14 protein-coding genes are annotated in these 14440 nt (G+C 69.9%); 5 read left to right on the top strand and 9 right to left on the bottom strand.

Annotation, left to right across the window (positions count from 1 at the left end; all coding sequences use genetic code 11):
• Positions 1-45: 45 nt before the first annotated feature.
• Positions 46-1476 carry a DNA polymerase Y family protein gene (locus V8201_RS12820; RefSeq protein ID WP_336545545.1) on the top strand — a complete coding sequence of 477 codons (1431 nt, stop codon included), beginning with the start codon at positions 46-48 and terminating at the stop codon, positions 1474-1476.
• Between the two features lie 569 nt (positions 1477-2045).
• Here V8201_RS12820 and V8201_RS12815 read toward each other — a convergent pair.
• Together V8201_RS12815 and hisC are read right to left on the bottom strand one after the other, a co-directional pair.
• The gene (locus V8201_RS12815; RefSeq protein ID WP_336545544.1) at positions 2046-2951 is read right to left on the bottom strand and encodes a prephenate/arogenate dehydrogenase family protein; all 906 of its coding nucleotides are present in this window, start codon (positions 2949-2951) and stop codon (positions 2046-2048) included.
• On the bottom strand, positions 2951-4045 hold the full coding sequence (gene hisC, locus V8201_RS12810; protein ID WP_336545543.1) for a histidinol-phosphate transaminase: 1095 nt from the start codon (positions 4043-4045) through the stop codon (positions 2951-2953). The genes V8201_RS12815 and hisC overlap by 1 nt, the downstream gene beginning before the upstream one ends.
• A gap of 141 nt (positions 4046-4186) precedes the next feature.
• Here hisC and metX point away from each other — a divergent pair, with 141 nt between their 5' ends.
• The 3 genes from metX to V8201_RS12795 all read left to right on the top strand — a co-directional run bounded on the left by metX (position 4187) and on the right by V8201_RS12795 (position 6375).
• Positions 4187-5302 carry a homoserine O-acetyltransferase MetX gene (gene metX / locus V8201_RS12805; protein ID WP_336545542.1) on the top strand — a complete coding sequence of 372 codons (1116 nt, stop codon included), beginning with the start codon at positions 4187-4189 and terminating at the stop codon, positions 5300-5302.
• Positions 5299-5889, top strand: a complete 591-nt coding sequence (gene metW / locus V8201_RS12800; protein ID WP_037536051.1) for a methionine biosynthesis protein MetW — start codon at positions 5299-5301, stop codon at positions 5887-5889. The genes metX and metW overlap by 4 nt, the downstream gene beginning before the upstream one ends.
• Positions 5890-5976: 87 nt before the next feature.
• Entirely contained in the window at positions 5977-6375 is a 399-nt protein-coding gene (locus V8201_RS12795) for a response regulator (protein WP_037536052.1), read from the top strand.
• Position 6376: 1 nt separating this feature from the next.
• On the opposite strand, the gene V8201_RS12790 is transcribed toward V8201_RS12795, so the two are convergent.
• Genes V8201_RS12790 through V8201_RS12775 form a run of 4 tightly spaced genes read right to left on the bottom strand, consistent with a single transcriptional unit; the run spans position 6377 to position 10628 of the window.
• A complete protein-coding gene (locus V8201_RS12790; protein WP_037536053.1) occupies positions 6377-7909 on the bottom strand; it encodes a PAS domain-containing protein in 1533 nt (510 codons plus the stop codon).
• A gap of 14 nt (positions 7910-7923) precedes the next feature.
• On the bottom strand, positions 7924-8478 hold the full coding sequence (gene ssb / locus V8201_RS12785; RefSeq protein ID WP_037536055.1) for a single-stranded DNA-binding protein: 555 nt from the start codon (positions 8476-8478) through the stop codon (positions 7924-7926).
• Between the two features lie 18 nt (positions 8479-8496).
• Positions 8497-10350 carry a ferrous iron transporter B gene (feoB, locus tag V8201_RS12780; protein WP_271299771.1) on the bottom strand — a complete coding sequence of 618 codons (1854 nt, stop codon included), beginning with the start codon at positions 10348-10350 and terminating at the stop codon, positions 8497-8499.
• A 2-nt stretch (positions 10351-10352) separates the two neighbouring features.
• Positions 10353-10628: a FeoA family protein gene (locus V8201_RS12775; RefSeq protein ID WP_037536060.1), complete on the bottom strand. Its 276-nt coding sequence runs from the start codon at positions 10626-10628 to the stop codon at positions 10353-10355.
• Between the two features lie 224 nt (positions 10629-10852).
• On the opposite strand from V8201_RS12775, the gene V8201_RS12770 reads away from it, so the two are divergent.
• The gene (locus V8201_RS12770) at positions 10853-11902 is read left to right on the top strand and encodes a glycosyltransferase (protein WP_037536062.1); all 1050 of its coding nucleotides are present in this window, start codon (positions 10853-10855) and stop codon (positions 11900-11902) included.
• On the opposite strand, the gene V8201_RS12765 is transcribed toward V8201_RS12770, so the two are convergent.
• Genes V8201_RS12765 through acpS form a run of 3 tightly spaced genes read right to left on the bottom strand, consistent with a single transcriptional unit; the run spans position 11876 to position 14311 of the window.
• Entirely contained in the window at positions 11876-12946 is a 1071-nt protein-coding gene (locus V8201_RS12765; RefSeq protein WP_336545541.1) for an AI-2E family transporter, read from the bottom strand. The genes V8201_RS12770 and V8201_RS12765 overlap by 27 nt on opposite strands.
• Position 12947: 1 nt before the next feature.
• On the bottom strand, positions 12948-13904 hold the full coding sequence (gene lepB / locus V8201_RS12760) for a signal peptidase I (protein WP_051583652.1): 957 nt from the start codon (positions 13902-13904) through the stop codon (positions 12948-12950).
• Positions 13901-14311, bottom strand: coding sequence for a holo-ACP synthase (gene acpS / locus V8201_RS12755; RefSeq protein ID WP_336545540.1), 411 nt, complete (start codon positions 14309-14311; stop codon positions 13901-13903). Before acpS ends, lepB begins: the two co-directional genes overlap by 4 nt.
• Positions 14312-14440 lie beyond the last annotated feature (129 nt).

The following is a 14440-nucleotide window of genomic DNA, read 5'->3' as shown; positions in this document are numbered from 1 at the left end:
TTTCGCATCTGGCGGATGCGACGGGCGAACATTAGAAGAACGGGGGTGAGCGACTCATCCGCCTCGCGCTGTCTCGCGCTCGTTTTCCCGTGGCTCGCGGTCGATCGGCTGCGGCTGACGCGGCCGCATCTGTTTGCCGGGCGCGCGGCGGCGCCGGTCGCCTGCGTCGAGGGCAAGGGCGCGGCGCAGCAGCTCAGCGCGATCGATGCGGCGGCGGCGCGGCTCGGGCTGACGGTGGGTGCGACTTTGGTCGAGGCGCTGCGGCTCGCGCCCGATCTCGAGACGTTTCCCGCTGATCCGCACGCCGACATGGACTGGCTCGACCGGCTTGCCGAGGAGGCGAGCCGCTATGGCGATGCGCTGGCGATGCCGCCGGACGCGGTGGTAGTGGTGATTCGCGGCGCGGACGAGCGGGCGCTGCTCGCCGAGGTCGAGGCGCGGCTGGCGCGGCGCGGCATCGCGGCGCGGGTGGCGCTCGGCGATACGCCTGCGATCGCCTGCGCCCTCGCCCGCCATGCCGGTGCGCCGGCCCCCGACGAGACGCGCGCAGTGCGCCGCCTGCCGGTCGCGGCGCTGGGGCTCGAGGCGGAGACGGCGGCGGCGCTCACCGCGGCGGGGCTGCGCACGATCGGCGAGGTGATGGCGCGGCCGGCGCGTGAGCTGGCGGCGCATTTCGGTGCGGAGGTAATCACGGCGCTGCACGCGCTCGATGCGCCGGCGCGGCCCTGCATGCGGCGGGCGGTGTCGTCGCTCGACCGGCGCTTCGACGCGCCGCTCGCCGGGGCGGCGGTGGCGGCGGCGCTCGCGGCTCTGGCGGACGAGGCGGCGGCGATGCTGGCGGCGCGCGGGCAGGGCGGGCGACGCTGGCAGGCCTGGCTGTTCCGGTCCGACGGGCCGGTGCGACGGCTGCACGCGGAAAGCGAGGCGGCGCGCGATGTCGCGTCGGTGGCGCGTCGTCTCGCCGAGCAGGTCGGGACTGGCGGGGCCGGAATCGAGCCGGGCTATGATCTCGTGCGGCTGGAGGTGACGCTCGCCGACCGGCTCGATGCGGCGCTGCTGCGGCTCGATGGCGGCGACGCGGGGGCGCCGGTGCCGCCGGCCCGCCGCAAGGCGCGTGGCGGCGGGCGGTTGGTCGACGGGCAGGCCGAGCTGCTGCTGCTGCCCGCCGCCGCGCCGGTGGGGGCGATCGCCGAGAGCGACGCGCGGCCGATCCATCTGTTCGACCCGCCGCAGCGGATCGAGGGCGTGCTCGATTCGCCCGAGGGCGCGCCGCTGCGCTTCCGCTGGCGCCGGCGCGTGCATGACGTCGCACGCGCCGCCGGGCCGGAGCGGATCGCGGGCGAATGGTGGCGGCACGACGCCGCCGGACTGCGCGATTATTATCGCATCGAAGATCGCCGCGGCCGCCGCCTGTGGATCTTCCACGCCGCCGACGAGGGTGCGCGGGCGTGGTACGTGCATGGCGTGTTCGCCTGAGGGGGGCGTGCGCGATCGTCGCGTTCCGCAGGTAGATGTCGCGCGGAGGCGCGGAGGGCGCGGAGGGGAGCGGCGAGACGTTCGGATCGTCTTCGGCGAATCAGGTGGGTCTTGGGTGGCCACGTTCATGGTGGGGCGTCTGCTAACGACTGCGCCGCAGCGAGCGGTCGGCTTGATCAGCAGCGATACGCCGGCGGCACGCTCGGCCTCACCCAAAAGTGCGTCGTCACCCCGGACCTGTGCCGGGGTCCACCGTGCCGCGACAATACCGTCTTCCGCACATGCGGAACCGTGGATGCCGGAACATGTCCGGCATGACAGAGAGTGTGTCGCAGAGGTCTCGTCGAAGTGGACGTGGCGCGCGTGAGCCACTTGGTCGTTGGTCGCGCGGAGCGAAGGCGGGCTGGCTCGCCGGGCCCAAGGCCATCGCAAGGCAGTCCGACGCCGGCCCCGGACGGTTGCTCTCCGCGCCTCCGCGCGAACCCATCCGGTGCCGTCGCCTGAGACAGCACGCGCTCCGATACGGGCTGCACCGTCTACGCGCGCCAACGATCCGCCCGCAGGCGCCGTCAGTGCGTCCGGCCGAAATCCGGTTTGGCGTCGTCCTGGCCCTGTTCGATAATCGAGCGGCGGATCGCGCGGGTGCGGGTGAACAGGTCGAACAACTGGTCGCCGTCGCCCCAGCGGATCGCGCGTTGCAGCATCGTCACGTCCTCGGTCAGGCGCTGGAGGATCTCCAGCACCGCCTCGCGGTTGTTGAGGAAGACGTCGCGCCACATCACCGGGTCGGAGGCGGCGATGCGGGTGAAGTCGCGAAAGCCGCCGGCGGAGAATTTGATCACCTCGCTCTGCGTCACGCCTTCGAGGTCGCTGGCGGTGCCGACGATCGAATAGGCGATGAGGTGCGGCACGTGGCTGGTCACCGCAAGGACGAGGTCGTGGTGGCGCGGCGTCATGATCTCCACTTGCGCGCCGAGCGCCTCCCAGAACGCCCGCAGCCGCGCGACCGGTGCCTCGGCGGTGCCCTCCTCGGGCGTCAGGATGCACCAGCGGCCGCGGAACAGCGTCGCGAAGCCCGCTTCCGGCCCGCTATGCTCGGTGCCGGCGACCGGATGGCCGGGGACGATCGTCGCCTGTGGCAGCACCGCGCGCAGCGCCGCGATCACGCTCGCCTTCGATCCGCCGACGTCGCTGACGATCGCCTCGGCGGGCAGGTCGTCGGCGAACTCCGCGGCGACCGCGCCCATCGCGCCGACGGGGACGCAGAGCATCACCAGATCGGCATCGATCACCGCCGTGCCGGCGCTGTCGGCGACATCGTCGGTCAGGTCGATGCGCACCGCGGTGGCGCGTACCGCGGGATCGGCGTCATAGCCGGTGATCCGCACCGTCGGCATCGCCTGCCGCACCGCGCGGGCGACCGACGAGCCGATCAGCCCGAGGCCGATGATCGTGACGCGCGCGAAGGGCAGCATCAGCCGGCGCGCTCGACCTCGGCGCGCAGCACCGCGACCACGTCGCGCATCTCGCTCTCGCTGCCGATGGTAATGCGCAGCGCCTGCGGCAGGCCCTGGCCGGGCAACCAGCGCGTCGCATAGCCCGCCGCCATCAGCGCCTTATAGCCATCCTCCGCGGTGAGCAGGCCCTCGAACAGCACCAGCACGAAATTGGCCTTGCTCGGCACCGCGCGCAGGCCGGGGATGGCATCGACCTGATCGCTGAACCACTGCCGCCACGCGCGGTTGTGCTCGCGGCTGCGCGCGACGAAGCCATGGTCGCCGAGCGCGGCGATCGCCGCCGCCTGCGCGCCGATGCTGAACGCGAAGGGCGCGCGGATGCGATGCATCGCCGCGATGATCTCGGGCGCGGCATAGCCCCAGCCGACGCGTTCGGAAGCGAGCCCGAAGATCTTGGAGAAGGTGCGCGTCACCAGCACGTTGGACGCGGTGCGCGCGAGTTCGAGGCCGCCGTCATCATCCTCGGGATCGAGATATTCGGTATAGGCCTGATCGAGCACCAGCAGCACCGAGGCAGGCAGGCCGGCGTGCAGCCGCGCGATCTCCGCAGCCGTCGCATAGGTGCCGGTCGGGTTGTTGGGATTGGCGACGAAGACGACCTTGGTCCGCTCGGTGACCGCGGCGAGGATCGCGTCGACATCGGTGGCATAATCGCGGTCGGCGACGATCACCGGCGTCGCGCCGACGCGGCGCGTCGCGATCTCATAGACCGCGAAGCCGTAGCGGACGTGGATGATCTCGTCGCCCGGCCCGGCGAAGGTGCCGGCGGCGAGGTGGAGCACCTCGTCCGATCCGGTGCCGTAGATCAGCCGCTCCGCCTCGACGCCGTAATGCGCGGCGAGCGCGGCGCGCAGGTCGACCGCGGCGGCGTCCGGATAGCGTTCGAGGTGATCGGCGGCGGCGCGATAGGCGGCGCGCGCCGGCTCGGGCGTGCCGAACGGATTCTCGTTGGACGAGAGTTTGACGACCTTGCGGCCGTCCTCGCTGGTGGCGCGGCCGGGAACATAGGGCGCGATGCCGAGAATCCACGGCTTGGGAGCAGGTGCGGTCATGCGCGTGGCTGTAAGCGGGAATGGCGGGCAAGCCAATCCTGTGGCCTGCACCGGCTCTGCGCCTTGCGCGCACAAACCGCCTGCACCCGTGCCCAGAGACGGCGGTTGTATTGTCGGGCGCAGCGCCGTAGCGACCGGGGGATGACCGCGGACGACCGTTTCGGATGCAATCGGCTGGCGACGCTGCCGGGGCCGCTGCGACTCGACGGCGGCGTGCTGCTGTCGCCGGTCGAGATCGCCTATGAGACCTATGGCACGCTCGCGGCGGACGGTGGCAATGCGATCCTTGTCTGCCATGCGCTGACCGGTGACCAGCATGTCGCCTCCGCGCATCCGCGCACCGGCAAGCCGGGCTGGTGGACGCGGCTGATCGGGCCGGGCAAGCCGATCGATCCGGCGCGCGACTTCGTCATCTGCACCAACGTGATCGGCAGCTGCATGGGATCGTCCGGGCCGGCGAGCGTCAATCCGGCGACCGGGCGGCCGTGGGGGATGCGCTTTCCGGTCATCACCATCCGCGACATGGTGCGCGCGCAGGCGATGCTGCTCGATCATCTCGGCGTCGCGCGGCTGAAGGCGGTGGTCGGCGGATCGATGGGCGGTATGCAGGCGCTGAGCTGGGCGGCGACCTTTCCCGATCGCGTCGCGGCGGCGGTGGTGATCGCCTCGACCGCGCGCCATTCGGCGCAGAACATCGCCTTCCACGAGGTCGGGCGACAGGCGATCATGGCCGACCCCAAGTGGAACGGCGGCGACTATTATGGCGGCGAGCCGCCGGCCGCCGGCCTCGCGGTGGCGCGGATGGCGGCGCATATCACCTATCTGTCGGAGGCCGGGCTCACCGAGAAGTTCGGCCGCCGGCTACAGGCGCGGGAGGCGAAGAGCTTCGGCTTCGATGCCGACTTCCAGGTCGAAAGCTATCTGCGCCACCAGGGGCTGAGCTTCGTCGACCGGTTCGACGCCAATTCCTATCTCTACATCACCCGCGCGCTCGATTATTTCGACCTTGCCGAGGAACATGGCGGGCTGCTCGCCAACGCCTTCCGCGGCGGCACGACGCGCTTCTGCCTGGTCAGCTTCGATACCGACTGGCTGTATCCGACCCTCGAATCGCGCAACATCGTGCAGGCGCTCAACGCCGCCGGCGCGCCGGTCAGCTTCGTCGAGCTGACGAGTCCCTATGGCCATGACGCCTTCCTGCTCGACGCGCCCGAGATGAACCGCGTGGTCGACGGCTTCCTGCGCGGCGGGCGATGAGCATGCTGCGCCCCGACCTTGCGGTGATCGCCGATCATGTCGCGCCGGGCAGTCGCGTGCTCGACATCGGCTGCGGCGACGGCGCGCTGATGGCGGCGTTACGCGACGCGCATGGCTGCGACGCGCGCGGGCTGGAGATCGATCCCGGCAACGTCGCCGCGGCGGTGGCACGCGGCCTGTCGGTGATCCAGGGCGATGCCGACGTCGATCTCGCCGGCTATCCCGACCAGAGCTTCGACTATGCGATCCTCAGCCAGACGTTGCAGACCGCGCGCGCGCCCGACGTGGTGCTCGACCATCTGCTGCGCATCGGCCGGCGCGCGTTCGTCAGCTTTCCCAATTTCGCGCAATGGCGGGTGCGCGTGTCGTTGCTGTGGGGCGGGCGGATGCCGGTGACGCGGCAATTGCCCGAACAATGGTATGACACCCCCAACATCCACCATGTCACGATCGACGATTTCCGCGCCTTCCTGCGCGACCGGCGGATCACGGTCGAGGGGGCATGGTTTCTGTCGGGCGATCGCCAGCGCAGTTCGGCGGCGGCCAATCTGCTCGCCCAGCATGCGATATTCCTGCTGCGACGCTAAAGGTCGGTTCATTTCGGCCGTAACAGGGTTAAGGCGGGAACAATCCGATGGAACAGAGGTTTGGCCTTGCCAATACCGGGACGTACGATGACCAAGACCGTGCTGATTGTCGAAGACGAGATTTTCGTGGCACTCGACCTCGAGCGTATCCTGCTCGACGCGGGCTATACGGTCGCGGGTATCGCTGCCGACACCACGAGCGCGCTCGCCGCGGCGCCGCAATGCGGCTTCGCCTTCGTCGACGTCAACCTGCGCGACGGGGCGACCGGACCGGGGATCGCCGAGCAGATCGCCCGCGAACATGGCGTCAAGGTGGTGTTCGTCACCGCCAACCCGGCACAGATCGACAAGGGGCTCGACTGCGCGCTCGGCTACATCCGCAAGCCGTTCAGCGAGGCAGCTATTCTTGCCGCGGCGGCCTATGCGGCCGATGGGCAGAAGCCCGCCAACGACGATATCGTCGTGACCGAACGGGATCGCGCCTAGCTCAGTCCCGCCGGAAGGCGGCGAGCGGCACCGTCACCGTCATCACCAGACCTTCGGGCTGCCAGTCGCGACGGATGCTGCCGCCGAGCTGCCGCACCGCGGACAGTTCGATGAGCTGACTGCCGAAGCCGTCGGCACCGGTGGGCGGGGTCACTTCCGGGCCACCGCGTTCGGTCCAGCACAGCTCGGCCGTGTCGGCGCCGCGCCGGATGCTGACCTCGACCGTGCCGGCGTCGGTGGCGAGCGCGCCATATTTGGTCGCATTGGTGGCGAGCTCATGGAACAGCAGCGCGAGCGGTGTCGCCGAGCGGTCGTCGATGGCGATCTCGTCGCCGGTGATGCGGATCGGCGGCGCGTCGTCGCGGCGATAGGGTTCGAACAATTCGCCGAGCAGGCCGTGCAGACTGTCCTGCTGCGCGTTCGGCCGAGACTGGGGGCTGTGCGGGCGGACGAAGTCATGCGCGCGGCCGAGCGCGGTGATCCGCTCGCGCAGATCGGCCGCGATCGGCGCGAAGCCCGGCTTGCTGCGCGCGGCGAACGAGATGAGTCCCGAGATCACCGCGAAGATGTTCTTGATCCGGTGCGACAGCTCTTGGCTGATCAGCTCGCGTTCGTGCAGTGCCAGTTTCTGTTCGTGGATGTCGGTGCAGGTGCCGAACCAGCGGGTAACCTGCCCGGCGGCGTCGCGGATCGGGAGGGCACGGCCGAGCACCCAGCGATAGGTGCCGTCGAAATGGCGCAGCCGATATTCGATCTGATAGGGATCGCCGCTGGCGAGCGACTGCCGCCAGACCGCCCAGGCGCGCGCCTGATCGTCGGGGTGGAAGACGTCGTTCCAGCCCTCGCCGTCGGTCGAGCCGGGCGGCGTGCCGGTGAATTCATACCAGCGCGCATTGTAATAATCGTGATAGCCGTCGGGCAGCGTCGACCACACCATCTGCGGCATCGTATCGGCGAGCGTGCGGAAGCGATCCTCGCTGTCGGTGAGCTGGCGGCGTGTCGCGCGCTCGGTCGCCCGCCAGGCCGCCGCGTCGCGGCTGTCGCGCAGCCGCGCCATGACATTGTCGGCGAGCACGCGCAGCCCCTGGCGCTGCAATGCCGTGAGTCCCCGACGCGGAATCGTGTCGATCACGCATAGCGAGCCGAGCGGCACGCCGTCGTCCGAGACGAGCGGTGCCCCGGCATAGAAGCGCAGGTGCAGATCGCCGGTGACGAGCGCATTGTCGATGAAGCGCGGATCCTGCGTCGCGTCGGGCACGACCATGATATCCGGTTGCAGCATCGCATGCTGACAGAAGGACATCTCGCGCGGCGTCTCGGTCAGCGTCAGCCCGGTGCGCGCGAGGAAGACCTGTTCGTGCTCCTCGACCAGGCTGACCAGCGCGACCGGCGTGCCGCACAATGCCGCGGCGAAGTCGGTGATCTGGCGCAGCGCCGCGCCGTCGCGCAGCGAGTCGAGATCATAGGCCTCGATCGCGGCGCGGCGTGTCGCCTCGTCGACGCACCAGCCGGCTGCCGGCGTGGCGCAGGGCAGGGATGCAGGATCGCTCAGAACGGCACGTCATCGTCGAGATCGTCGGCGAAGCCTCCCGTCTGGCCGAAGCTGCCGCCGCCGCGGCTGCCGCCCGACGCGCCGCCGGTCCGGTTGCCGCCGCCATAGCCGCCGCCCGACGCACCGCCGAAGTCACCGCCACCATAATCGTCACCGCCGCGGCTACCGCCGCCGCCGGCGCCGCCGCCCTGGCCGCCGCCGGGACCGTCGAGCATCGTCAGCACGCTGTTGAAGCCCTGCAGCACGATCTCGGTCGAATATTTGTCGTTGCCCTGCTGGTCCTGCCATTTGCGCGTCTGCAACGCGCCTTCGATATAGACCTTGGAGCCCTTGCGCAGGAAGCGCTCGGCGACATTGGCCAGCCCTTCGTTGAAGATCGCGACCGAATGCCATTCGGTCTTCTCCTTGCGCTCGCCGCTGTTCTTGTCCTTCCAGGATTCGGACGTCGCGATGCGCAGGTTGACCACCTTGCCGCCGTTCTGGAACGACCGCGATTCGGGGTCGCGCCCCAGGTTGCCGACGAGAATGACCTTGTTGACGCTACCCGCCATGAACTGCCCCGAAAATGCCTACAGGCCGGCGAACACCGCCAGCCAATATGTGATCCCGGCCATGATGTAGGCGGCGGCGAACAAATAGCCAACCATGAACAGCGGCCATTTCCAGCCGTTGGTCTCGCGCCGGGTCACCGCGATCGTCGAGATGCACTGCGGTGCGAAGACGAACCACATCAGAAAGGCGAGCGCGGTCGGCAGCGTCCAGCGGCCGCGGATCTGGTCGGTGATACGGTCGGTGCCGCCGTCCTTGTCGTCGATCGCATAGACGGTGCCGATCGCCGACACCGCGACCTCGCGCGCCGCCATCGCCGGCAGCAGCGCCAGCGCGATGTCGCGGTTGAAGCCGATCGGCTTGACGACATATTCAATGCCGTGGCCGATGCGCCCGCCGACCGAATAGTCGACCGGGCTGATCCCGCTGCCCTCGGGCGGCTTGGGGAAGCTGAGCAGCAGCCACAGCACCACCGTCGTCGCGGCGATGATCGTGCCGGCGCGCTTGAGGAAGATCACTGCGCGCTGCCACAGGCCGAGCAGCACGTCGCGCAGCAGCGGCACCTGATATTTCGGCATCTCCATCATGAAGCCCGACGAGGCGCCCTTGGTGACGGTGCGCCGCAGCACCAGCGCCGCGACATAGGCCCCGGCGATGCCGATGACGAGCAGCCCGAACATCACCACGCCCTGCAACCGCACGAAGGGCAGCAGCGGCGTGTTGGGGATCATCGCGCCGATGATGAGGGTATAGACCGGCCAGCGCGCGCTGCACGTCATCAGCGGCGCGATCAGGATCGTCGTCAGCCGGTCCTTCTCGTCCTCGATCACCCGCGTCGCCATGATCCCCGGCACCGCGCAGGCGAAGCTCGACAGCAGCGGGATGAAGGCGCGGCCCGACAGGCCGACCGTCGCCATCAGCCGGTCCATCAGGAACGCCGCGCGCACCATATAGCCGGAGGATTCGAGGATCAGGATGAACAGGAACAGGATCAGGATCTGCGGCAGGAAGACGATCACCGCGCCGACCCCGGCGATCAACCCGTCGGTGAGCAGCGAGCGCAGGAAGCTGTCGGGCATCGCCGCCTTGATCGCGCCCTGCAAGGCGGCGAAGCCGGCGTCGATCGCATCGGCCGGCACCGCCGCCCAGGTGAACACCGCCTGGAACATGACGAACAGGATCGAGACGAGCAGCAGCGGTCCGGCGATCGGGTGCAGCGCGACCGCGTCGAGCCAGTTCGCCCAGCGCCGCGCCGCGGTTTCTGATACGGTGGCGGCGGCGGCGATCTGGCGCGCGCGGCGTTGCAGCGCGACGATATCGTCCTGCGTTCCCGCGCCCGCCGCCGCCGGACGCGCGGCGCTGCCGATCGCGTCCGCCACCATCGCGCGCAGATCGTCGAGCCCGCGCCGCCGGACCGCGACGGTCGGCACCACCGGCACGCCGAGTTCACGGGCGAGCACGGCGGCATCCAGAGTCAGCCCGTCGCGCTCGGCGAGGTCGACCATGTTGAGCGCCACCACCACCGGCAGGCCGAGTGCGATCAGCTGGAGCGTGAAGCGCAGATGATTGTCGAGATTGGCGGCATCGACCACCACGACCAGCGCGTCCGGTCGCCGTTCGAGCGTGCTCGCGCCGGTGACGACGTCGCGGGTGACGCGCTCGTCGGGGCTGGACGGTTCAAGGCTGTAGGCGCCGGGCAGGTCGATCAGCTCGACCGGCCGTCCGTCATCGAGCACCCAGCGGCCCGAATGGCGTTCAACGGTAACGCCGGGATAATTGCCGACCTTCTGCCGCGCGCCGGTCAGCGCGTTGAACAGCGCGCTCTTGCCGGCATTGGGATTGCCGACCAGCGCGACCAGCGGGGCTGCATGCACGATTAGTCGGCGGTGGCTGGCGCCACGTGCACCGCGCCGGCGACCGCGCGACGCAGCGCCACGGTCATCCGGCCGATCCGGCAGGCGATCGGCCCGCTGCCCAGCGAGGCGCGATGCAGCACCTCGACCGGCACGCCCTCATCGAAGCCGAGTTCGCGCAACCGTCGCGCTTCGGGCAGCGCGAGACGGGTCCAGTCGATCGCCGCGACCGTCGCGCGCTGACGGCGCGGCAGGGAGACGAGGTCGAGGGCAGGAACGACGGTGCGCGACATATCCATGATGCAAGTGATTATCATTTACCCAGGGGAGAGTAAAGTGGCGGTGGCCGGATTCGACCGATGGAAAGCGTCCGGTGGACGATTAATCTTTTATAGAGGCGTGAGCGGGAAGGGCAGTCGAAGCCAGCGGCTTTTTCTGCCGGCTCCGATCGCGGCGCGATTCGCCGCCGCCCTATCGCCGGCCTTCCACCCGCAGCGGGTCTATGGCAGGGCGGTTGCCGCAAATGCCGGCCGATCATATCCTTACCTTTGCTCAGGACCTGGCTGGCGGTGGCGTCGAGCGGGCGCAGCTCCGCCTCGCAGGCGCATGGCTGGCGGCGGGGCGGCGGGTGACGCTCGTGGTCGGCGACGCGCGCGGACCGCTCGCCGCGGAGGTGCCGGCGGGGATCGACGTCGAGTCGCTCGGCCAGCGCAACTATCTCGCCCAATATCGCCTCGCCGCGATCACCCGGCGGCTGCGGCCCGACGTGATCTTCTGTGCCGGCAACCATTATACGCTGGTCGCCGCGTGGCTGCGCTGGCGGCTCGGTGCGGATTGCCCGCCGATCGTCGCCAAATTGTCGAATGCGATCGATCGCGCCGATCACGGCCGGGTGATGGATGCCGGGCATCGGCTGTGGCTCGCGCAGCATGGCCGCTTCCTCGATCATCTCGTCGCGATGACGCCGGCCACCGCGGCGGTCGCGGCGCGGGCGATGCGGATGGAGCGACGCACCAGCGTCATCCCCAATCCGCCCGCCCCGCCCGCGCCCGGCGCGCCGGGGATCGCGCTGCCGGCGGGGCGGATCGTGCTCGGCGTCGGGCGGCTGGTCGCACAGAAGCGCTGGGACCGGCTGATCGCCGCGGTGCCGGCGCTGCCGGCCGACGTCACGGTGGTGATCCTCGGCGAGGGCGATATGCGCGACGCGCTCGAACGGCAGATCGCCGCCGCCGGGCTTGGCGATCGCGTACGCCTGCCCGGCCATGTCGCCGATCCGCTGGTGGCGATGGCGCAGGCGGCGCTGCTCGCGCTGCCGTCCGATTACGAGGGCGTGCCCGGCGTGCTGCGCGAGGCGCTGTCGGTCGGCACGCCGGTCGTCGCGACCGCGTCGAGCCCGTCGGTGCGCGAGATCGTCGGCGACGCGCGGCTCGGCAGCGTCGTCGCCTGCGACGATGCGGCGGGCTTTGCCGCCGCGCTCAACCATTGGCTCGATGCGCCTCGCCCGGCGCCGGTGCCGCAGCCGGGCGCCGACTCGGCCGCACGCTATCTAGCGCTGTTCGACCGGCTCGCCTGATCCGTCGCGCTCGCCCTCGCGCTCGCTGCTGCGTTCGAGTGCGCTCTTGATCATCGCGGTCATCGGATCGGCGAGTGCCAGCCCGAGGATGCCGAACAATGCGCTCGCCAGGATCTGCGCGCCGAGCGTCAGCGCCGGCGGCAGGTCGACCGTCTTCTTGGCGACGATCGGCAGCAGCACATAGCCGTCGAATCCCTGCACGATGACATAGGTGCCGATCGCCCAATAGCCGACCTCGGTCCCCGCCGAGAACCCGACCGCGATCATCAATGCGCCGCTGATGAACGCGCCGATATTGGGGATGAATGCAAGCAGCCCGGTGAGGATGCCGAGGATCATCGCCATCGGCACGCCGCCGATGCGGAGCGCGATGCCGGTCAGCACGCCCTCCGCGACCATGCCGAGCAGCCGCCCGGCGAGCAGCCGGCGCAACGTCTGCCCCATCCGCCCCGTCACCGTCGCGAATTCCGCACGGTGGCGGCGCGGCACCAGCCATTCCATCCCGCGCCGGTAGGTGCCGGGATCGATCGCGACGAACAGGCCGATGACGAGGATCATGAACATCGTCGTCAGCGCGCCGAACGCCGTCCCGACCCAGGCGGTGATCCGCCCGACCGATCCCAGCGCCTGGCGCGCGATGCCGCTGACGTCGGACGCACCGGGCATCAGGCCCTGCCGGCCGAGCCAGCCGGCGAGCTTGCCCGCCTGCGATTCGAGCGTCGATCGCAATTGCGCGAACTGCTCGGCGACCTGGACGCCGGTCAGATAGAAGGTGCCGAGCAGGAAGACGACCGTCAGCAGCACGACGATCAGCAGCCGCCAGCCGCGTCCGATCGGCAGCACCCGCCCGAGCAGCCGCACCCCGCCGTCGAGCAGCGCGGCGAAGACCAGCCCGGCGAAGATGATCAGCAGCGGCTGGACGAGCAGCACCACCAGCGCGATCGCGCCGGCGAGGCCGAGCCACACCGCGGCCCGGGTCAGTTCGCGGCGGACGAACGGGTCACGCAGTTCGGCCGGGCTCGGCGCACGCGGCGTCCCGCTCATCTTACTGTCCGCTTGCCGGGTGGAGCGACAGGCCGGCGCGATCGGCGCGGAGCGATCCCCACCAGGTCAGCGGGTTGAGTGTCGCATCGCCATCGAGGCTGAAGGTCAGGAATTCGGCGCGCCCGCCGAGATTCTCATAGGGCACCGGCCCGCCGAGCCCGAGCTGCGCGAGCGGGAAGCGGCTGTCCGCCGAGCGATCGCGATTGTCGCCCATCAGGAAGACGTGGTTGGCGGGGATCGTCACCTGCGGATAATTGTCGCCCGGGCTGTCGGGCTCGAGGTCGACGGTGTCGTAATGGCGACCGTTAGGTAGCGTCTCGGTGACGATCGGCAGATGGCAGACATAGCCGCCGCCCGGCGCCGGCCGGCGCGCGCCGTAATAGTCGCGGTCGCTGCACGGGCTGTTGGTGTCCACCGGCAGGTCGACGTAATGCATCGGCCCGCGTGCGATCGGCTTGCCGTTGAGGATGACGACGCCGCCGCGCACCGCGAGCGTATCGCCCGGCAGGCCGATGACGCGCTTGATATAGTCGTTGCGCGTTCCCGGCGGCGTCACGATCACCACGTCGCCGCGCGTCGGCAGGCTGCCGAACAGGCGGCCGTGGATGAAGGGCAGGCCGACGCTCCAGCTCTCCTCGGGCTGGCGCAGCACCACGCCCTTGAAGATCGCCACCGGATTGGGGATCGTCGGCGAGACGAACGACCAGCCATAGGCGAATTTCGACACCACCAGCCGGTCGCCGATGCGCAGGCCCGGCAGCATCGATTCGGAGGGGATATAGAAGGGCTTGGCGATGAAGCTGTGGAAGCCGAGGACGATCAGGATCAGCCAGAAGATGCCCTTGATCTCCCCCCACCAGTCCGTCTTCTTCGTCGTCGGCGCTGCCGGCGCGGGCGTAGCCGGCGCGATCGGGGCCGCCTCGGTGGACTTGCTGCCGTCCAACACCGCTTCCTTCATGGCTTGGGGTTCGCAATTGCCTCGATGATCACAAAGGCTTGCGCCCATGGATGATCGTCGGTCAGGGTCACATGTAGGCGTGCGACGTGGCCTTCGGGGATCATCGCGTCAAGCCGTTCCTTCGCGCCGCCGGTCAGCGCCAGCGTCGGCGCGCCCGAAGCGGCATTGACGACGCCGATGTCCTTCATGAACACGCCCGCCTTGAACCCGGTGCCGACCGCCTTGGAAAACGCCTCCTTGGCGGCGAAGCGCTTGGCGAGCGTGCCCGCCTTGGTGAACGGCCGCCGCGCCGCGCGCGCGCGTTCGGCGTCGGTGAACACCCGCGCCTCGAACCGCTCGCCGAACCGGTCGAGCGATGCCGCGATCCGCTCGATGTTGCACAGGTCGGAGCCGAGGCCGACGATCATGCCGCGCCGCCCGAGCGGCGGGACGATGGGGCCGGGCGGAACGGTGCGCGCATCATGTTGCTCTCTTACGCGGCGGGGGTCGGCAGGGAAAGCAGCGCATCCGCGTTATTCGCCGCCGCTTGCCGCTAT

The organism is Sphingomonas kyungheensis (genome assembly GCF_037120395.1).
GTDB classification, from domain to species: Bacteria; Pseudomonadota; Alphaproteobacteria; order Sphingomonadales; family Sphingomonadaceae; genus Sphingomonas; species Sphingomonas kyungheensis.
This window is presented reverse-complemented; position numbering and strand designations above follow the sequence as displayed.

Coding starts and splice junctions, on each gene's coding strand:
- V8201_RS12775 (WP_037536060.1), bottom strand. CDS start 10,628: ATGGATATGTCGCGCACCGTCGTTCCTGCCCTCGACCTCGTCTCCCTG.
- V8201_RS12795 (WP_037536052.1), top strand. CDS start 5,977: ATGACCAAGACCGTGCTGATTGTCGAAGACGAGATTTTCGTGGCACTC.
- hisC (WP_336545543.1), bottom strand. CDS start 4,045: ATGACCGCACCTGCTCCCAAGCCGTGGATTCTCGGCATCGCGCCCTAT.
- metW (WP_037536051.1), top strand. CDS start 5,299: ATGAGCATGCTGCGCCCCGACCTTGCGGTGATCGCCGATCATGTCGCG.
- lepB (WP_051583652.1), bottom strand. CDS start 13,904: ATGAAGGAAGCGGTGTTGGACGGCAGCAAGTCCACCGAGGCGGCCCCG.
- ssb (WP_037536055.1), bottom strand. CDS start 8,478: ATGGCGGGTAGCGTCAACAAGGTCATTCTCGTCGGCAACCTGGGGCGC.
- metX (WP_336545542.1), top strand. CDS start 4,187: ATGACCGCGGACGACCGTTTCGGATGCAATCGGCTGGCGACGCTGCCG.
- V8201_RS12815 (WP_336545544.1), bottom strand. CDS start 2,951: ATGCTGCCCTTCGCGCGCGTCACGATCATCGGCCTCGGGCTGATCGGC.
- V8201_RS12770 (WP_037536062.1), top strand. CDS start 10,853: ATGCCGGCCGATCATATCCTTACCTTTGCTCAGGACCTGGCTGGCGGT.
- V8201_RS12765 (WP_336545541.1), bottom strand. CDS start 12,946: ATGAGCGGGACGCCGCGTGCGCCGAGCCCGGCCGAACTGCGTGACCCG.
- acpS (WP_336545540.1), bottom strand. CDS start 14,311: ATGATCGTCGGCCTCGGCTCCGACCTGTGCAACATCGAGCGGATCGCG.